This window comes from Neorhizobium sp. R1-B, from assembly GCF_004368875.1.
GTDB classification, from domain to species: domain Bacteria; phylum Pseudomonadota; class Alphaproteobacteria; order Rhizobiales; family Rhizobiaceae; genus Neorhizobium; species Neorhizobium huautlense.
On record NZ_SOEM01000024.1, the window covers coordinates 1 to 19,193 of the forward strand.

16 protein-coding genes and 1 tRNA gene are annotated in these 19,193 nt (G+C 60.6%); 9 read left to right on the plus strand and 8 right to left on the minus strand.

Features of this window, described 5'->3' with window-relative positions:
• Positions 1-247: 247 nt before the first annotated feature.
• Complete coding sequence (locus EDE05_RS22725; protein WP_105374568.1) at positions 248-1,006, plus strand: TylF/MycF/NovP-related O-methyltransferase; 759 nt, start codon at positions 248-250, stop codon at positions 1,004-1,006.
• Positions 1,007-1,169: 163 nt separating this feature from the next.
• Here the strand turns inward: EDE05_RS22725 and EDE05_RS22730 are convergent, their stop codons facing one another.
• On the minus strand, positions 1,170-1,541 hold the full coding sequence (locus tag EDE05_RS22730; RefSeq protein ID WP_245423009.1) for a hypothetical protein: 372 nt from the start codon (positions 1,539-1,541) through the stop codon (positions 1,170-1,172).
• 161 nt (positions 1,542-1,702) lie between these two features.
• Between EDE05_RS22730 and EDE05_RS22735 the strand changes: the two genes are divergently transcribed.
• Both EDE05_RS22735 and EDE05_RS22740 read left to right on the plus strand, forming a co-directional pair.
• A tRNA-Leu gene (locus EDE05_RS22735) sits at positions 1,703-1,787 on the plus strand.
• Between the two features lie 55 nt (positions 1,788-1,842).
• Positions 1,843-2,490: a metallophosphoesterase family protein gene (locus tag EDE05_RS22740; RefSeq protein ID WP_112796747.1), complete on the plus strand. Its 648-nt coding sequence runs from the start codon at positions 1,843-1,845 to the stop codon at positions 2,488-2,490.
• Here EDE05_RS22740 and EDE05_RS22745 read toward each other — a convergent pair.
• Entirely contained in the window at positions 2,487-3,941 is a 1,455-nt protein-coding gene (locus tag EDE05_RS22745; protein ID WP_112796749.1) for a TrkH family potassium uptake protein, read from the minus strand. The genes EDE05_RS22740 and EDE05_RS22745 overlap by 4 nt on opposite strands.
• 117 nt (positions 3,942-4,058) lie before the next feature.
• On the opposite strand from EDE05_RS22745, the gene ilvA reads away from it, so the two are divergent.
• The gene (gene ilvA / locus EDE05_RS22750) at positions 4,059-5,309 is read left to right on the plus strand and encodes a threonine ammonia-lyase (RefSeq protein ID WP_166675497.1); all 1,251 of its coding nucleotides are present in this window, start codon (positions 4,059-4,061) and stop codon (positions 5,307-5,309) included.
• Here ilvA and EDE05_RS22755 read toward each other — a convergent pair.
• Both EDE05_RS22755 and EDE05_RS22760 read right to left on the minus strand, forming a co-directional pair.
• A complete protein-coding gene (locus EDE05_RS22755; protein ID WP_245505234.1) occupies positions 5,302-6,222 on the minus strand; it encodes an alpha/beta fold hydrolase in 921 nt (306 codons plus the stop codon). The two genes, ilvA and EDE05_RS22755, sit on opposite strands and share 8 nt — an antisense overlap.
• 128 nt (positions 6,223-6,350) lie before the next feature.
• Positions 6,351-7,370 (minus strand): glycerophosphodiester phosphodiesterase family protein, encoded by a 1,020-nt coding sequence (locus EDE05_RS22760; RefSeq protein WP_112796755.1) that lies wholly within the window; start codon positions 7,368-7,370, stop codon positions 6,351-6,353.
• A gap of 110 nt (positions 7,371-7,480) precedes the next feature.
• Between EDE05_RS22760 and EDE05_RS22765 the strand changes: the two genes are divergently transcribed.
• The 3 genes from EDE05_RS22765 to EDE05_RS22775 all read left to right on the plus strand — a co-directional run bounded on the left by EDE05_RS22765 (position 7,481) and on the right by EDE05_RS22775 (position 12,495).
• On the plus strand, positions 7,481-7,804 hold the full coding sequence (locus tag EDE05_RS22765; protein WP_105374574.1) for an HlyU family transcriptional regulator: 324 nt from the start codon (positions 7,481-7,483) through the stop codon (positions 7,802-7,804).
• A 175-nt stretch (positions 7,805-7,979) separates the two neighbouring features.
• The gene (gene amt, locus EDE05_RS22770; protein ID WP_245505233.1) at positions 7,980-11,123 is read left to right on the plus strand and encodes an ammonium transporter; all 3,144 of its coding nucleotides are present in this window, start codon (positions 7,980-7,982) and stop codon (positions 11,121-11,123) included.
• Between the two features lie 85 nt (positions 11,124-11,208).
• A complete protein-coding gene (locus tag EDE05_RS22775; protein WP_112796757.1) occupies positions 11,209-12,495 on the plus strand; it encodes a GGDEF domain-containing protein in 1,287 nt (428 codons plus the stop codon).
• Here the strand turns inward: EDE05_RS22775 and EDE05_RS22780 are convergent.
• The gene (locus EDE05_RS22780) at positions 12,492-13,103 is read right to left on the minus strand and encodes an FMN-dependent NADH-azoreductase (protein ID WP_112796759.1); all 612 of its coding nucleotides are present in this window, start codon (positions 13,101-13,103) and stop codon (positions 12,492-12,494) included. The genes EDE05_RS22775 and EDE05_RS22780 overlap by 4 nt on opposite strands.
• A gap of 133 nt (positions 13,104-13,236) precedes the next feature.
• Here EDE05_RS22780 and EDE05_RS22785 point away from each other — a divergent pair, with 133 nt between their 5' ends.
• Complete coding sequence (locus EDE05_RS22785; protein WP_112796761.1) at positions 13,237-14,205, plus strand: LysR family transcriptional regulator; 969 nt, start codon at positions 13,237-13,239, stop codon at positions 14,203-14,205.
• A 48-nt stretch (positions 14,206-14,253) separates the two neighbouring features.
• On the opposite strand, the gene EDE05_RS22790 is transcribed toward EDE05_RS22785, so the two are convergent.
• Entirely contained in the window at positions 14,254-15,282 is a 1,029-nt protein-coding gene (locus tag EDE05_RS22790) for a CorA family divalent cation transporter (protein ID WP_105374578.1), read from the minus strand.
• Between the two features lie 276 nt (positions 15,283-15,558).
• On the opposite strand from EDE05_RS22790, the gene EDE05_RS22795 reads away from it, so the two are divergent.
• Complete coding sequence (locus EDE05_RS22795) at positions 15,559-16,116, plus strand: DUF2087 domain-containing protein (protein ID WP_112796765.1); 558 nt, start codon at positions 15,559-15,561, stop codon at positions 16,114-16,116.
• Between the two features lie 115 nt (positions 16,117-16,231).
• Here the strand turns inward: EDE05_RS22795 and EDE05_RS22800 are convergent, their stop codons facing one another.
• Both EDE05_RS22800 and EDE05_RS22805 read right to left on the minus strand, forming a co-directional pair.
• Positions 16,232-17,068 carry a PhzF family phenazine biosynthesis protein gene (locus tag EDE05_RS22800; RefSeq protein ID WP_132413203.1) on the minus strand — a complete coding sequence of 279 codons (837 nt, stop codon included), beginning with the start codon at positions 17,066-17,068 and terminating at the stop codon, positions 16,232-16,234.
• 90 nt (positions 17,069-17,158) lie between these two features.
• Positions 17,159-19,147, minus strand: a complete 1,989-nt coding sequence (locus EDE05_RS22805; RefSeq protein WP_112796769.1) for a bifunctional 2',3'-cyclic-nucleotide 2'-phosphodiesterase/3'-nucleotidase — start codon at positions 19,145-19,147, stop codon at positions 17,159-17,161.
• Between the last annotated feature and the right edge of the window lie 46 nt (positions 19,148-19,193).

Here is a 19,193-nt window from a genome sequence, read left to right on the forward strand (position 1 = left end):
CCTGACGACCTCAACTGCTCCAACCGCCCGGTGCGGACCCGCATGCCGGGTGGTGTGGGAGGGGCGGAGCCAATAGGCTCCCCCCTATCCCGATTCAGGCGAAGCGGTCCGGCCGCCGAAGGACTGCCCGAGATGGAGTCGAGGCTGTGCTTTCGTTTCAGCCGATAAAGGAGCAAGCGCGGTCGATTGAAATCGAAAAGCTTCGCGATAGGTATCCTCGATATTTCAGGTGGGGGTTGTCTATCCAATGCGTGCACGCGAGCTTCGTCGCCGGCTAAAATATCTCCTCAGCGGGGACAGTACACTGCCGGGTTACGCCGCAGATGGATTTCGTACCTACAACAAGAATACCGATTTCAAGGACGAGCCCCGCTTTGCAGCGGCATGGGCGTTTGCAGAGGAGGGAAATCGGGAAGCTTGGAAAAAGCGGGGAAGGGTGCCGGATGTCAGATGGCGGGCTCATACCTGTTGCTGGGCGGCTTCCCGGGCATTGAAGCTTGAAGGCGACTTCGTTGAATTCGGGGTCAACGCCGGTCTTCTGTCGATGACGGTGTGCCGATATCTCGACTTCGGCACGATTGATCGGAAATTCTGGCTTTTCGACACCTTCGAAGGAATACCGGCCGGCGAAATGACCATGGATGAGGAGCATTTCCGCAAACAGCGAAACAGGGGCATTTATTTCGATGTGTTCGAGATAGCCAAGCGCAATTTCGCTCCGTTTCCGAACGCGGTTCTCGTCCGAGGGGCGTTACCCGCCAGTCTTGACGGCGTGGCGATTGACAGGATCGCTTATCTCTCTGTGGATCTGAATGCCGCGAGCTACGAGAAGGCAAGCATCGAGAGGGTCTGGGACCGCGTCGTTCCCGGTGCCGCGATCGTTCTCGATGACTACGCTTTCGAAAGTCATGAAGAGCAGAATCGGATGTGGAACGCATTTGCGGCCGATCACGGCCAAGTGGTCCTTACGCTTCCGACCGGCCAGGGCTTGATCGTCAAGCAGTAGGTTGTCCGGACAGCAGCAACCCAAATTGCGAAGTTCGCCGGGCAGGATGATTTCTTCTCGATCCCCGACATCAGGCGTGCTAACCGGCGGTCTTAGACAGATTTCTAGAAGCTAACCCCTCGGTCTTCCTGACCGAAGGGTTTGTTTTCATGATCCTCGCCACTTATCCGATGCGTGGGCAGCCCGGCCGATTGGCAAAGATGACCCGGTTCCGCTCGCCTCTGCTTCCGTAGCCCCGGATCTCGATGGAACGGTTCGAGGTCTTTCCCGGTTGCGGATCATCAAGGTAGCGGCTCGCTTTTCGCATCGCTTCACCAACCGAGCATCCCGAACGCTCGGATCGTGGCCTGTAGTACCGCCGGTCCCGATAATCCTCGTCGTAATACCGCCGTTCACGGTAGCGGTCGTCGTTATAGCGGGGGCCGTCGCGATCGATATAGAGCTCGAAACCCTGGGATAAGGCTTGGGAAGCCCCGCCCAAGGTGGTGGCGATCACGGCGAGCATGCCGAGATATCGTATTGTGGTCGTCCTCATGTGTCGTCTCCTCGATGTGTTGCTGCCCGCAACATAGCGGCCGCAAAATGAATGGGAGCCGAATGAGGCGGACACGGCGTTACTAAAATGCAGAAATGCATAATAATGTTTTGCGTTCCGCCGCTTGACTGAATCTCCTATCTGCTTGAAAAGCAAGGCGCGCGGACGTGGCGAAACTGGTAGACGCAAGGGACTTAAAATCCCTCGACTTCGGTCATACGGGTTCGATCCCCGTCGTCCGCACCAGACGCCTATTCCCGATCAGATCTGGCCCTCTATATCCGTCTCCAGGGAGCAAGCCTTGGGTTACACCTTTGCCATCGGCGATATTCACGGCTGCTTTGCGCAGCTTGAGGAGATGCTCGGCCATATCGAGGCGCAGGCGTCATCCGGACATGTGGTCTTCATCGGCGACTATATCGATCGTGGGCCGGACATCAAAAAAGTCGTCGACCTCGTCATGGCTGGGCCGAAAAAGAGTGGCTGGCGCTGGACCCCGCTGAAGGGCAACCATGAGGACATGCTTGTCCGCGCACATCACGTCCGCGGCGATGAGGGCTCGTTCTGGATCGACAACGGCGGGCGGGAAACGTTGGAATCCTTCGGCGGCAGCGTTCCGGAGGAGGTCATCCAGTGGTGCGCCGGGCTTCCGCTCATTCATGTCGATGAGCGCCGTATCTTCGTGCATGCCGGCGTGGACAAGGCCCTTCCGCTCGAGGCGCAGAACGAGCGCGATCTAATCTGGAGACGCTATCCCAGCGACTATACCTCTGATTTCTGGGGGCGGCATCTCTGCCATGGGCACACGCCGTTTCCGGGAAATCCGGTGACGATCGGCAACCGCACCAATATCGACAGCGGTTGTGTGTTCGGCGATTCGCTCTCCTGTGCCGTGTTCGACGACGACGAGCCGGGTGGTCCTGTCCGTTTCCTTCGCGTTCCGGCCTAGTGGCGCCAGAAGACCGGCGTCAGCAGGACAAGCATGGTCAGGATTTCCAGGCGGCCGAGCAGCATCATCAGCGAGAGAAGATAAAGCGCGGGATCGCTGATGGTGGAGAAATTGCCGACGGGGCCGATGATCTGGCCGATGCCGGGACCGACATTCGACAAGGCCGTTATAACCGAAGAGGTGGCCGTCAGAATATCGTAACCGAACAGTGTCATGCCGATGCTGCCCACGACCCAGAGGAAGATATAGAGGCTGACGAACAGGAACACGCCGCGCTGGGTTTCCGCATCCACGGTAAGCGCGCCATAGCGAACCGGGTAGATGGCATTCGGATAGATGAGCTTGTTGAGGCCCGCCCGGGCGACATTGAGCATCACGACGAATCGATAGGCCTTGATGCCGCCGGCAGTCGAGCCGGAACACCCGCCCATGAATGTCGCGAAGAAAGCGACCAGCACGACGAACGGCCCCCAGAGTGTATAATCGTCGCTCGCAAAGCCGCCGGTCGACAGGATGGATGCCATGTTGAAGAAGGCATGGATCAGAGCATCATCCAGTTCGACGCCGTTCCTGAGGTGATGATAGACGGCGACGGCAATGGAGATCGCCGTCAGATAGCCGAGGAAGGTAGGGATTTGCGGATCGCGTGCCGCATCCAGACGACCCCTGATGGCAAGAAGGATAATCACCGAAAACGGCAGGCTGCAAATTGTCAGAAAGGTTCCGCCGATGACCAATATGGGCGTGCTCTGGAAATAGGCGAAGGACGCGTCATGCGTGGAAAAGCCGGCCGTCGCGATGGTGGTCATCGCGTGGTTCAGCGCATCGAAATGGGTCATTCCCGCCATGTCATAGGCGATCGCGCAGGCCAGCGTCAGGAGCACGTAGACAATCAGAAAGGCACGCGTGAAGCTGGCAAGCCGGGCGAAGGGTTTGTCGTTGGTCTCCGAAGATTCCAGCTTGAAGATCGAGGCGCCGCCGACCTTCAGGAAGGGCAGGACGAAAAGGCCGAGCGCGACGATCCCGATGCCGCCGAACCAGCAGAGCAGCGACCGCCAGAGCAGGATTCCGGGCGGCATGTCATCGAGGCCGACGATGACGGTCGAGCCCGTGGTGGTGATGCCGGATATGGATTCGAAGACCGCCTGGGCAAACGACAGTTCGTGCTCGGCCAGGAAAAGCGGAATTGCGCCGACCAGCGAAAACATCACCCACAGGACATTGACCAAGAGGAAACCGAGCCGTTTGGTGAAGGCCGGTTGAGGGCCACGGGTGGCGAGCGCCGCCGCCGCCGCGAGACCGCCGACCATGAAGCCGGACATCGCGAACACCTGCCAGTCGCTGTGCCCGTAGTAGAGATCGACCAGCGCCGGCAGGAACATGGCGATCGACAGATAAAGCGCACAAAGCGCAGTCACATAGATGACGGACCGGAAAAGGCTGGCGTTCAAGAAAGGGTTGTCCCTGTTTTCGGAGCCGCGGAAAGATGCTTTGTCACAGCCGCAAGCCTATGGCATAGCGAGGCCCATCTCGAATTTCAATGGATGGCCGATGTGACCAGAGCAGGCGTGACCAAGGCGGGTGTGGACGAAGCCAAGGCGGCCATGCGGGAGATCTTCCCCGAAACGCCGCTGCAATTGAACGAGCACCTGAGTCGGCGCTATGGCGCGGACATCTGGCTGAAGCGCGAGGATCTTTCCCCGGTCCGCTCCTACAAGATCCGCGGCGCGTTCAACTTCCTCCGCAAGGCCATCGCGGCTGGCGCGAGCACCAAGACCTTCGTCTGTGCGTCTGCAGGCAATCATGCGCAGGGATTTGCATTCGTCTGCCGCCATTTCAAGGTTCCGGGCGTGGTTTTCATGCCGGTGACGACACCGCAGCAGAAGATCGACAAGACCCGCGTGTTCGGCGGCGAGTTCATCACCATCCGTCTGATCGGGGATATCTTCGACCAGTGCTATGCGGCCGCACGTGCGCATGTGGATGAGATCGGCGGGGTGATGGTACCCCCCTTCGACGATGCCGATATCATCGAGGGGCAGGGGACAGTCGCCTCTGAGATCGTCGAGCAGTTGCCGGAGGGCGTGGCGCCCGACATTGTCATCCTGCCGGTCGGCGGCGGCGGGCTTTCTTCCGGCGTGACCGGCTACCTTGCCGACCGCACCAGGCCTGAAAATTTCGTCTTTACAGAACCCGCAGGAGCGCCAAGCCTGAAAAAGAGCCTTGAGGCGGGGCAGCCCGTCACGCTGGCCAAGCTCGACAATTTTGTCGATGGCGCGGCGGTTGCACGGATCGGCGACCTGAATTTCGAAGCGCTGAAGCGCTTTTCCGCCGATCAGGTGCTGCTCCTGCCGGAAAATGCCATCTGCGTTACCATCATCGACATGCTGAATGTCGAGGGGGTCGTCCTGGAGCCGGCCGGGGCCCTGTCGATCGCTGCCCTCGAGGTGCTGGGGCCGGACGCATTGGCCGGCAAGACGGTGATCTGCGTCGTTTCGGGCGGCAATTTCGATTTCGAGCGTCTGCCCGACGTCAAGGAACGGGCGATGCGGTACTCGGGCCTGAAGAAATACTTCATCCTCAGGCTCGCCCAGCGCCCGGGGGCGCTGCGGGATTTCCTCAATCTTCTCGGTCCCGAGGACGATATCGCCCGCTTCGAATACCTGAAGAAATCCGCCCGTAATTTCGGCTCCATCTTGATCGGCATCGAAACCAAGAGGCCCGAGAACTTCAACCAGTTGGTGGAGCGGTTCGAGGCCGCCGGCATGGGTTATCAGGACATAACCGAGAACGACATTCTCGCAAGCCTCATCATCTGAGGCCGAGGGTGGGTTTCAACCAAGCGACGATCCGCTCGCCAACCGGTGCGGTCGTTGCCGGTGAAAGAATGTCGCCGGCGATCACGTGGTTGCCGGGATCACCGGTTTTGCCGACGTCGACGATCTCATGCGGCCCGCCCCAGCGGCCGGCTACATCACGCACCTTGTCCGGCCGGACCACCTGATCGAGCGAGGAATGGAGAAACAGGGCAGGCGTCCCGATGTTCTCGATCGGAGCATTGACCGCGAGTTTCACGAGCGCAGCCATCGGCAGGAGTGCATGTGTCGGATATTCAACCGTCCAGTGCGCCGCATGCTTCTCGTTGTGCGGAGCGAAGCTGCGAGTAGGCCCGAGCAGCAATCGCGAAAGCTGCGGCGCGATCGGCGTGGTGAGCAAAAAGGCGCCGGAACTGTTGATGCCGTAATTGGGCGAGAGGAAGATTGCGGCCGCGACGCGGGGGCCGATTTTCGGATCGGCAAGTGCCAGTGTAGCCAGCGAAGCGCCGGTGGAGGTGGCGATGACGATGACCCGCTCGCCGATTGCTTCGCAGATGGCCAATGCTTCGGAAAAATCCGAAAACCAGTGTTCCAGCGCCGCTTCGCCCATGGCCCCGCCATCTCGCCCATGCCCCGTCAGACGCGTAAAGAAGAGGTTGGCGCCGATCGCAGCCGCGACGCGGTCGGGTAGGGGACGGACCTCTTCGGACGACGCCGAAAAGCCGTGGATATAGACGATGGCAAAGGGCATCTTTGCTTTTGTTGCGGGATCGGCCCAGCGGATATGCTTGGCTGCGCCTGGCCGGAGGTCGCTGAACCGACTTTCGTCCGTTGCCAGATAGGCATCGATATCGCTGCCGAGACGGGCATTGTCAAAAGCCGGAAAGCCTTCAACGGGCATGCGCTGTTCGGCCATCAGCAGAGCTCCGGATGTGATCGCCAGAACAACGAAGACACAAGCAAACATTCGCCATGCCGGAAAACTCCTTCCCATCCGCGCCTCCATGCCGGGGACGATAGGCGCGCTTTGCAACGGTGATAAGTCTATCTTCCGCAGACTTTCGGACGGGCGGGCAGGGCGCAGAAGCCGCGGCGGTCGACCTCGACCCGCGTTTTTTCGATCACATTCGTCCAGACGAGGCCGGGAAAGCCGTCCGGCACCATGTCCCACGCCTCCCGATCGTCGATGCCGGATGAGCCGGCGTCGCCCGCTTCGAGCGGCCCGAGGAGCACGACATCCGATCCGGCAGCGCGCACCCGGTTGTAGAAGCGTTCCGGCCAGCCCCAGAGCAGGAAGGCGAGGTTGGCGGGCACCGGCACGAGACCATTGCTGCAGGCTGCCGGCACATGGCCGCTCCAGCCGAGGGCAAGATAGGTGACGAGGCAGGATTTTGCCGTTCGGGCGGAATAGCCGGGTAGCCCCGTCACCAGCGCCATGCTTCTTTCCGTCGGCTCGTCGCCGCCATAGACGCCGAAGGTGGCCTCACGAAAGGCGGGCTGCGTAGCGAGCATGGCGGCCAGCGCTTCACCTTCCTCGGTGCGGCGGCTCTTGAAATTGACGAGGAAGCGGCCGTCAGGAAAAGTCTGGAAGACTTCGGGGAGGGTCGGCATCAGGCCGTTCCCCTTTCCACGGAACGGATATGTCCTGCCGCCGTCGGCAGTATAGCCGTAGCCGATGTCGAGCGTCTTCAGTACGCTCATCGGCATTTGCTCGGTGATGCCCTTGCCGTTGGTCCGGCAGTCGAGGGTCCAGTCGTGAAAGACGGCGAACTGCTTGTCCGGTGTCAGGTGAACGTCAAGTTCGACAACGTCGGCACCGGCATCGAAGGCTGCTTTCATGCTCGGCAGGCTGTTTTCGAGAAACTCATGGGTGGGAGGCAGCATCAGGCTAGCCGTGCAGGTGTCGTTCTGCAGATTGCTCGATTCGAACAGCTGATGTTGCCCGCGATGGGCGATGATGCGCAGCGGAGCATCCTGCGGAAAGCTCGAAAAGAGCGAGGTGTTTCCGATCCAGAGTGCGGCGGCAATCGCGATCGGCACGGCAGCGGCGATTTTCCATTTCATGAAGCTCACTCCGATTCGGTGCGGTGGATATGAGCCTTGTTCAGATTCGATTGCGACATTTCCGAGATGGGCCGCTTCCTGCGCCCGGAGGAATGTGATAGGCAGCCGCCATGGCTTCGTTTCTATCCAATATCCTCTCGATCTTCTCCGGCGGCGGAAAGTCCGCCGAACCGTCCGCTCCGGCTGCCAAACCGGTGGAGCATAACGGCTGCATGATCCATCCGGCCCCGATCCGCGAAGGTTCGCAGTTCAGATTGGCGGGACGGATCGAAAAGGATATGGGTGGCGAGGTTCTGGTCCGGACCTTCGTTCGCGCGGACGTCTTCACGTCGATGGATGATGCCGTCGAGTACACGATCAAAAAGGCGCAGCAGATCATCGACCAGAACGGTGCTTCTCTGTTTGCCGATGGCGAGAAGTCACGCTCGGCCTGACGGGCATGCGGCCGCGGGAAAGCGGATACACAATCAGATAAAATTAAACGATTTTGCGGTAGGTTGGACATCTGTTCAGATTGTCTTTTGCTGCGGTCGTTTTTTGATGCGGTTTCCCCGTTCATATTTGGTGCGTATCGGCAGCTGCGGGCTCATTGCCTGTTTTGCTCCAGACATGGTCTTTGCTGACGACGGGATATCGCAGGCATCTTCGCTCGACTTCACCTGGATTCTGGTCGCCGCCGCTCTCGTCATGATGATGCAGGTGGGTTTCCTTCTGCTCGAAGCCGGTATGGTCCGATCGAAGAATTCGATCAACGTGGCGCAGAAGAATCTCCTCGATTTCGTCTTCGGCGTCGTCGCATTCGCCGCTGTCGGCTTCATGATCGCTTTCGGACGCTCGGACGGCTTCGTTTTCGGCATGCAGAGCGAGTTCTATTTCCTGCAGGAGCTGGATTCCGGGAAGGCGGCGTTCTTCGTCTTCCAGGTCATGTTCTGCGGCACCGCGGCCACGATCGTTTCCGGCGCGGTCGCGGAGCGGATGAAGCTTTCGGCCTATGTCTTCGGCTCGCTTCTGATGTCCGGCCTGATCTATCCGGTCTTCGTTCACTGGGCCTGGGGAACGGCGCTGTTTCCCAATCCTTCCGCCTTCCTGACGGCAATGGGCTTCGTCGATTTTGCCGGTTCCACGGTCGTGCACTCGACCGGCGGCTGGGTGGCGCTCGCCGCCTGCCTGGTGATCGGCCCGCGGATCGGCAAATTCAATGCGGATGGGTCCGTGACCCGCATCACAGGCCATAGCCCGGTTCTGTCCACGACCGGGGCACTGCTGCTCTTCATCGGGTGGGTCGGCTTCAATGGCGGCTCGACGCTTGCCGCTTCGCAAGATGTCGCGCCGATCATCATGAATACGGTTCTGGCGGGCGCTATGGGAGCCTGCGTCGGCTATGTGATCGGCTTTTACCAGGACGGCGTCATTCTGCCAGAGAAGTCGAATTCCGGCCTGCTCGGCGGGCTGGTGGCGGTGACGGCTGGCTGTCACATCCTCGACCCCGCAAGCGCCCTGATGATCGGCGCGGCGGGCGGCGCGGTGGCAATCCTCGGCAATGCCTTTATCGAAAACAAGCTCAAGATCGATGATGCCGTCGGGGCGATCGGCGTCCATGCGTTTGCCGGCGTGGCGGGGACGCTGCTTCTTGCTTTTCTGGCCCCGGTAGATCAATTGCCGGCCGGCGGCAGGCTGGCGCAACTCCATGTGCAACTCGTCGGCGCCGGCTTGAATTTTTACTGGTCGTTCGGGATCGGTTACGCCTTCTTCTGGTTTGCCGATCGGACGATGCGCATCCGTGTCACTCGAACGGATGAGGAGGACGGGCTTAACATTGCCGAACATGCCACACGTCTGGGGGTGGGACATGTGGAGGAGGCGATCAGTGATCTTCTGGAGGGCAATGCCGACCTAACCAAGCGTCTGCCGGTCGTGAAAGGCGACGAGGCGGAAAAGCTGACGGGCCTTTTCAACCGTCTGATGGACAATATCGAGGAAGAGGAGCGCAACCGCGGCGAGCTGATGGAGCTCAAGCGGGACCACGAGGAGGCAGAGCGCGTCGCCGCAATCGCCAACGCCACCTTCGAGGCCATCGTCATGCACAGGGATGGTCTGATCGTCGACGGCAACGACCAGCTTGCCAAGCTTGTTGGCTCTCCCATCGCAGATCTGGTCGGCCGGCCGATCTTTGACTTCCTGAACGAGGGCGACAGGCGCCTCATCCAGATGATGATGGAGAAGGATGACGGGCGCTCCTACGAAATCCGGCTGAGGCTCGCAAGCGGCGAGGAGATACCGGTACAGGCGCGCGGGCGTTACATGCGCTATCGCGGCGAAACGGTGCGGGTCGGCTGCCTCGTCGACCTGCGCGAACGGAAAGAGGCCGAGAGCCGCATGCGGCATCTCGCCCTCCACGATCCGCTCACCGGCTTGCCCAACCGCGTCCTTTTCTCCGAACGGCTTGCCGATCTGGTCGAGCGGGCAGGTGAGGGCGCCGGTTGCGCCGTCTTCATGGTCGATATCGACCGTTTCAAGGACATCAACGACATTCATGGCCATCAGGCGGGAGACGCGGTCATTCGCGAAACTGCCGTGCGCCTTTCCAATCGGGCCGGGCCGGAAGCCGTGGTCGCTCGCCTCGGCGGCGACGAGTTCGCCGTCATCCTGGCAGACGTGCCGGCCGAAAATGAAATGGAACAATTCGGCAATCAACTGCTTGCCGCAACGGCCGCCCCCGTCAAAATCGGCTATGGAGAGGAGGTCGCCATTAGCGTGAGTATCGGCTGTGCGCTCTGCCCCGTGCATGCACACGACATGGATGCTCTGATCGGTTGCGCAGACGTTGCGCTCTACCACGCGAAAAATGCCGGCCGGAATGCATGCCACATCTTCAAGCCCGGCATGAACGAGCTGATCGAAAAGCGGCGTGCGCTGGAAGCCGATCTTGATCTTGCCCTGCAGCACCGCGAGTTCGAACTCTATCTGCAGCCGCGTGTTCAGGCAGCTTCAGGCTATATAACGGGCTACGAGGCACTGCTGCGCTGGCATCACCCCAAACGGGGGATGATCAGCCCCGGCGACTTCATCCCGGTCGCCGAGGCTTCCGGCAAGATCATCCAGTTGGGTGGATGGGTGCTCGCCGAGGCCTGCCGCCTGCTCGATCACGTCAAGGGCCATATCAGCGTGAATGTCAGCCCGCTGCAATTCCGGCATGCGAATTTCGTTACGGATCTCACCGAACTTCTGTACCAGACTGGAGCCGATCCACGGCGCATCGAACTGGAGATCACCGAAAGCGTTCTCATCGAAGACGACAGACGCGCCGTCGAAATCCTCAACGAGCTAAAGCAGATTGGTTTCCATATCGCGCTCGACGATTTCGGCACCGGTTATTCGTCTCTCAGCTATCTCAGCCGGTATCCTTTCGACACGATCAAGATAGACCGCAGCTTCGTCAGCAATCTTGCGGCCGTCACCAGCGCTCAGGTCATCGTGCGGACCATCATCGATCTCGGTGCAGGTCTCGGCATGAAGATTGTCGCGGAAGGCGTCGAGACGATGGAGGAGGCGCTCTTCCTCGCTTATGCGGGCTGCGACGAACTGCAGGGCTATCTCCTTGGCAGGCCCGCGAGCATGAAGACGATTGCTCGGGAAGTTGATCCGGCCGTTGCCCTCCAGTTGCGCAACATGCCGAAAAAGTTGCCCCAGATCGAGGATTTCGGAGCTTTTGAGGCTGAAACGTTTAAGCCGTTATTGCTTCATCATGCGTAACCACCTAATCCGGTTAGGGCGGCGCATTCGGGAAAAGCAGCCGTTGCGACGGCTTCAGATCTGCAGGGGTTGATACAGGTCGAAGATGCAAGTTTTCAATCTCGCATTGTTCTTGCTGGAAGCGGTCATCTACTTCACCCTGATGACCGCCTTTCTTCATTTCCGGCGCGTGCTTGGCCTCGGGGTCTTTTTGACGGCACTCGGCGTCATGCACTTCATGGAGACCTACCTCGCAGCGGTCTTTTATGTCGAGCTTCCCTTCGGAACCGTTTCCCCTGGCTCCTCGATCTTCTTTGCCGGCAAGTTGATGATGATCCTGCTCCTTTACCTGAAGGAGGACGCAGCAGTCGTGCGCCAGCCGATCTACGGGCTCTTTCTGGGAAATCTCCTGACGGTCGGCATAGCCCAGTTCGTGCAGCTTCATGACGTCACCACCCTGCCAGCCGGCCGGCCCGTCGATGTCGGCTTTCTGAACGAGATGGGGTGGCTGATGGTGTGGGGCACTGGCCTGCTTTATCTCGATGCGATCGGCATCATCCTGCTTTATGAGCGGCTGGGACGTCTCTTCCGCAACTCCGTCGTTCTCAGGTTCGCCGTCAGCGGTGCGGCCGTTCTGACATTCGACCAATTCGGCTTCTACGCAGCCCTCAACATGCTTTTCGATGCGCCTCTCTCCGTCCTCCTCGGAGGCTGGTACGCCAAGCTCGTTGCGGTGGTCGTCTATTCCCTGCTTTTTGCGATCTACCTCAAGATCGACCAGAAACCGCGGCCGGCCCGGGCGACACGGGAGATCTCCGATATCTTCAATGACCTGACCTTCCGCGAGCGTTATCAGGCGCTGCTCGCCAAGAGCGGAGTCGATGGATTGACCGGCGTCCTGGACCGTAGCCGCCTGGAGGCGGATGCGCCGCGGCTGATCCGCAACTGCCTTGACGCCGGCCGGGCGCTGAGCCTCGTGATTGTCGACGTCGACAGGTTCAAGGACGTGAATGACCGCTTCGGTCACCTGAAGGGGGACGAAATCCTGAAGGACGTGGCGGGCCGGCTGCAGATCGGCTCCCGGCCGACCGACCACCTGTCTCGCTTCGGCGGTGAAGAATTCGTGCTGATCCTTCCGGACACCGATCATAACGGCGCCCTGATGCTTGCCGACCGCCTGCGTATCGAAATCGGCCGAATGGTGAAGCGGCCGGACGGACAACCGGTAACCGCATCCTTTGGGGTCGCTACGGCACCTGAAGACGGTTTCATTCTCGAGGCGCTTCTGTCCTGCGCGGACGAGCGGCTCTACAGGGCAAAAAATGACGGCCGGAACAACGTTCACGGCCGTCTCGGCAGGCTCGCCTCGTCGGAGGCGGGGACGGAGGCTTAGGCCGCGAGAGCGAGCTCCGAAGTCTTCGCGGTGGCGTCGGAAATGGCCTTGTCGAAGGCTTCCGGACCGAATGCCGTGCCTTCCACATAAATGACTTCGATGTCGGTCATCCCCATGAAGCCCAGAACTGTCTTCAGGTAGGGTACCGCGTGGTTCATGCCCGCGGCAGGACCTTCGGAATAGACGCCGGCGGCGGAGAGGACGATATAGACCTTCTTGCCGGTGGCGAGACCGATCGGGCCGCTTTCCGTGTAACGGAAGGTCTGGCCGGCGCGGGCGACATTGTCGATCCAGGATTTCAGCGTCGAATAGATATTGAAGTTGATGAGGCCGGTGGCGAGCACGACGGTGTCGGCCGCGAGCAGCTCGGCGACAAGCTTGTCGGAGTACTCGGCAGCGGCAGCCTCTTCCGGCGTGCGGTCCTGCGGAGCCTTGCGGATTGCGGCCGTCGAGACGATATCGAGGTGCGGGATCGGGTCGGTTCCAAGGTCGCGATGAATGACGGACTCGTCCGGTTTGCGGGCCTGCAGCTTCTCAACGAATTCCGAGGCGATCTTGGTGGAAAGCGACTCGGCGCGCGGGCTGGAGGTGACGAGGAGAATGGTCATGGGGCATTCCTTACTGCTCTGGGAGGTCTGTTTTCGAGGTGGATCTCGTTCTCGACGCAGAAGATAGGCGTGGACGGCTATCGATAAAACGGAGATAATATCGAAGCTATCTATCGAAGATTTGGATGATGATATGGATGCCAATCCTACCCTGGACCAGTTGCAGGTCTTTCTGGCGGTTGCCGAAACCGGAAGCTTTTCGGCGGCGTCGCGGGCGCTGAACCGCGCCCAATCGGTGGTGAGTTATACGATCGCCAACCTCGAGGCTCAGCTGGAGATGCCGCTTTTCGAACGAAGTGGTGCCCGCCAACCGAAGTTGACGGATGCGGGCAGGGCGATGCTGACCGACGCGCGGCGTATTGTGGCCGACCTTCAGGTCATGCGGGCGCGCGCCAAGAGCATGAAGCAGGGGCTTGAAGCTGAAGTCTCGCTGGCGATCAGTGTCATGGTGCCCTCCGACGCCGTGGTAAGCGAATTGCGCGAGTTCCGCGAGCGGTTTCCGAGCGTCGCACTCAACCTGAATGTCGGCGAACTCGGCATGGTCATGGATATGGTGATGAGCGGTCGCGCCGATATCGGGCTGGGTGGTGCGCTTCTCAGGCACGACGACACGATCATCGCAGAGAAGATCGGCTATTCCTTCCTGATCCCGGTCGCATCGCCCGACCATCCGCTGGCAAGGCTGAACCGGCCGCTGACGGTGTCCGATGTGCGGGAGGAAATACAGTTGGTCGTCACCGACGCGTCGGAACTGACCAAGGGCCGCGACTTCAATGTGCTTTCCTACAAGACCTGGCGGGTCAGCGATATTGCGACCAAGCATCAGCTCATCAGGGGCGGTCTCGGCTGGGGCGGCTTGCCCGCCTCCGTTGTTGCCAGGGATATCCTGGATGTCAGACTGGTTGCGCTGAAGCTCGATGCATACGAGCAGGGGGAGTACCCGCTCTATGCGATGCGCAAGGCTTCCAATCCGCCGGGGCCTGCGGGTCAATGGTTGATCGACACCTTCCAGCGTCGGCTTTCCTCGTGCCCGAGTCATGAGGAACTATCGGACATGTTGGGTCTGGACGCGCCGCACGAAATGCAGGACGCGGCGGAATAAGTCGCGAAACAGGCCGACGGGAGATGGGATATCAAGTCTGCGGCAGGTTCAAAGCCATTCGATGCGCTTCAGCAGCCATAGGGTGCCCGCGGAGATGGCTGCAATGAAGACGACGATGATCAGGAACGCCCAGGTGTCGTTGACACCGGGAATACCGCCGACATTCATGCCGAAGAGACCGGCGACGACGCTCGGCGGAAGGAGAAGTGCCGCCAATGCCGCGAGGCGGTTGGAGCTGCGTGCAATACGCTCGCCGATCACGGTCGACAGGTCGTCATGCAGAATGCTGGTGCGGTCGCGGATCGCATCAAGATATTCGATGAACCGCATCAGCTTGTCGATCACCTCGCGAAAGCGGAGCTTCTCCCGCTCCGTCAACCAGGGCGCATCGTCGTGTTCTATGCGATTGAGCGCGTCGCGTTGCGGCGACAGGTAACGGCGCAACTGCACGGAGCGGCGGCGCAGCAGCTTCAGCCTCTGGCGGACCTCGCCCGCTTCGCCCTGGAAGATCAGGTCGTCAAGTTCGTCGACCTCCTCATCCATACCGTCCAGTACGGGTTCCAGGTCGCGGACCAGCTTCTCGCTGACGAGCGCAAGAAGCTCCCCGGCCTGGCGCGGCCCTTTGCCGTTTTCCAGCGCCTTGCGGATGTCCCGCAAGGCCGTGATGTAATGGCCGCTGTCCCGCAGGGATACGAGACGGTGCTCGTCGACCCAGATATGCAGGGGTACGAGATCGATGTCAGGAGCAGGCTCCTGGGCTTCTTCCGGTGGAGATGCGCAGACACCTCTGAGGATGATCAGCAGACCGTCATCCACCGGCTCCACGCGCGGGCGTGAATCTTCCGCAAGAAGCGCTTCGGCCACCAGCGGGTCGAACCCGCCTTTCGTGTTTATCCATTCCGCCGCCGCGGGATGGTCGCGCTCGAAATGCAGCCAGATGATGCCGTCCTCCGGTTTCCAGGTGCAGGCCTGGGCGATGTTCAGCGTCCTGCAGCCGCCGTGACCGTCGAGCATGATCGCGAAGCGCAGCCCGGGTTCTTCTCCGTAGCTCGCGCCCGTCTTCACGTGTTCCAGCATCAGCCTCTTCCTCCCATGCGCGGCTTTCGGCGATTCTATCAGCAAATATGACACGAACGAAGAGGCGGAGCCGTCCTCGTCGGCCTGAGCGAATTGACGGGCTTCCAGGCTCTGCTATAACGGAGCCACGGTCTGCAGTTCACCGAGGCGTTGCCGTCCCGCAAGGGAAGCTAAACCTGCCAACCTTAAAGATGATCAGCACTTATCCCGTGCCGAAGTCGACAAGCCGGCGACCAGCGACAGCTTTTGAAGAGACGGCACGTTGAAGGATAAGACATGCCGAGATCCATCTTTCCGATGCAAATCGCCGACCTTTCGGCATTTGCCAAATCCATCCGTGAGCAGCTCGACAAACTCGACCAGAGGCCGAGCCACGTGGAGATGCTCAACCTGCTGACCCGCGCCGCCGGCTTCCGCAACTACCAGCATTTCCGCGCGGTGACACATGCTGCCGACGTCATCGAGCAATGGCGCCCGACATTGGATGAGACGCCTGCGCCTGACGAAGGGCGCGTATTGAAGACCGCCCGGCATTTCGACGAGGCAGGGCAGCTCATCCGTTGGCCGGGGAGGCGGGGGCTGCAGGAACTCTGCCTCTGGTACCTGTGGTCGAAGATACCGCCCGGCCGGGACTTTACCGAACGGCAGATCAGCGAATTTCTCAACAGCCTGCATCTCTTCGGCGATGCCGCCATGCTGCGCCGCGATCTCTTCGATTCCGGACTGGTCCAGCGGACCCGCGATGGCCGCGAATACCGCCGCATCGAGCAGAAGCCGGTGCCGGAGCTGAAGCTGTTGCTTCAGCGGATCGGCCAAAAAGCCGAGGCGGCCTGAGCGGTTTCTCCGATATGCTACATCGAGAGTGGTGAACACTTGGCCTGGTTCGCCCCTCCTGAAGAGATGAGCACGGGGGCTTTAGCCTTCCCGGCGGAAGCCCCGATACTCGTCGTCAGAGCTCGACCGAGCCCTGAATGCAGGATGTGACCTCGCCGCCGATCCAGATGTCGGGACTTTCCTGCCGCACATGCACGCGTCCGGCGCGGCCGAGCACCGTGCCCTGGGCCGCGATATAGTCGGACGGCGCGATGCCGGCGCCGATCAGCCACTGGGCGAAGCCGGCGTTCAGGCTGCCTGTCACGGGATCCTCCGTACCGCGGTTGCTGAAGGCGCGCACTTCGAACATGGCGTCGGCTCCGTCCTGTTCGGGGTCAAAGCGGCCTATGACGCCGACGCGAAGTCCCTTCAGCAGACTGTAGTCCGGCCGAACGGCCAGTACGTCTCTGCGGCTTGGCAACAGAAGTCCGATCCAGTCGGGACCGTTGTCGATCCAGTTCGCGTCTTCGATCAGGGTCGCCGGAATGCCAAGGCCGTGAGCGATGCGGTCAATCAGGGTCGGATCGACCGGCCCGCTCCGGTTCAAGGGTGGGGCCGCGAAAGAGAGGCGAGTGCCGTCATGGCGAATACGCACGAGGCCCGCGCCGCATTCCTGGACGATGTACCCGGATGGTGACTTGCCCGAATGCGCCAGCCAGACATGGCAACTGCCGAGCGTCGGATGCCCGGCAAACGGCAGTTCCTGGATTGGCGTGAAAATCCGCACCCGGTAATCCGCCTCGGCCTTGCTTGGCTCCATCAGGAATGTCGTTTCGCTTAGGTTGGTCCAATTGGCGAAAGCCTGCATTTGCTCGTCGGAAAGATCGTCGGCCCCGACGACCACGGCAAGCGGATTGCCACGCATCGGCCGGCTGGAAAAGACATCGACCTGCTGGAATGAAAATCGGGGCATCAGCGTTCCTGTTGATTGCCTGTTCTGTCCGGAAAGAAAGACGGCAGCCCCAAAGGCTGCCGTAGCATTTTCGCGTGTTGGGATTATCGCCTACAGCACCAGCCGGAACTTGGCGAAACCGTTGGCGCCGTCGCCGGCGTCCTCGATCTTGGCGCCCTTGACCGCGGACGCAAACTGGCGGGCCTTCGGGCCGGTCTCGAAGATTGCCGATGTGCCCGGCAGTGGCTTGAACGACCAGTTAGCATCGGCGGACGGATTGATCGTGCCCTGTTCGACGATGTAGCGGACGATCACGTCGCGGTTGGTGTCGGGTGCCACGAAGATCACCTTGTCGCCGGCGATCTCGGGGAATTTGCCGCCGCCACCAGCGCGGTAATTATTTGTGGCGACGACGAATTTTTGAGCCGGATCGATCGGCTTGCCGTCGAACTTGAGGTCCACGATGCGGTTGGCGTTCGGGTTCACGAGCTTACCGTCCTTGTCGAAACGGGTCGGCTGCGACAGGTCGATCTGGTAGGTCACGCCGTCGATGACGTCGTAGTTGTAGGATGGGAAGCTGTCGTTGAGCAGCGGAGCGTCCTTCGAACCGGCCGATACCTGGTTGAACATGCCGGCCGACATTTCCAGCCAGTTCTTCACCTGCTCGCCGGTGATTAGCACCGCCTGAACAGTGTTCGGGTAGAGATAGAGGTCGGCAACGTTCTTGATGGCGATGTCACCTGCCGGAACGTCGGTGAAATATTCCGCGCCGCCGCGTCCGCCGGCCTTGAAAGGAGCCGCTGCCGAAAGAATCGGCAAATCCTTGTATTGGCCATCCTTCAGCATGTCCTTGATGTACCAAGTCTGTGCGTTGGAGACGATCTGGATGGACGGATCGTCGGCAACCAGCGCAAAATAGGAGTAGAGAGGAGCCGAGGTCTTGCCGACCGGGCGACGGATATAGGCAAGCGTCGCCTCGTGCTCTTCCTTGACGGCGGCGGTGACCTCCGGCTTGTCCTTGGCGTCGGCAACGACTTTGCGGTTCTCGTCGCGGTGGTAGATCGGCCGGGCTTCGGAGGTCGAATCGACGATCTTCCAGCTGTTGCCGTCCTTTTCGATGAGCAGGTCGATCAGACCCATATGCGAGCCCCAGAAGCCGCCCATGACGGCGGGCTTGCCCATCAGCGTGCCTTTCTTGGCGTCTGCCCCGGCGATACCCTCAAAATCCTTCGGGCCGGGGAAGACGAGATGCTGGTGGCCGGTGAAGACCGCGTCGATGCCCTGGACGCCGGCAAGATAGAGAGAGGCGTTTTCCATCCGTTCGCTCTGGCCGGTGCCGTCGATCCCGGAATGGGACAGCGCGATGACGATGTCGGCGCCTTCCTCCTTCATGACCGGCACCCAGGCCTTGGCCGCGTCGACGATATCGCGGGTCTGCGCCTTGCCTTCGAGATTCTTTGCATCCCAGACCATGATCTGCGGCGGCACGAAGCCAATGAAGCCGACCTTGATCGGGCTCGTCGCGCCCGAGCCGTCACGGATCTGCTTTTCGACGATCACATAGGGTTTCAGGAAAAGCTCGTCCTTCTTGGGATCGGAAGCGAGCTGGCCCTTCGTCAGGTTGGCGCAGACATAGGGGAAGCCGGCGCCGGCGAGCACCTTGAACATGAAGTCGAGGCCGTAGTTGAATTCGTGGTTGCCGAGCGTGCCGGCATCGTAGCCGAGCACGTTCATCGCCTTGACGACCGGATGCTTGTCGCCTTCCTTCATGCCGCGCTCATAGGCCATGTAATCGCCCATGGGATTGCCCTGCAGGAAATCGCCGTTGTCGATGAGCATGGAGTTTCCGGCTTCGGCGCGGATGGCGTCGATGATCGAGGCGGTGCGGGCAAGTCCCATCGTGTCGTTCGGCTTGTCGCCGTAATAGTCGTAAGGGAAGACGTGGACGTGGATGTCGGTCGTTTCCATGATGCGCAGATGCGCCTGGTTGCCGGCCGCGCGAGCCGCAAACGGATGCAGCATCACGAGCGCCGACGACGCGGCGATACCGCCAAGAAGCGAACGGCGGGTCATGGGTTGAAAGCCGGCTAAGAACGACATGGACATTTCCCTCTCTGGTCATTGACTGAAACCAGATTAGCGAAAT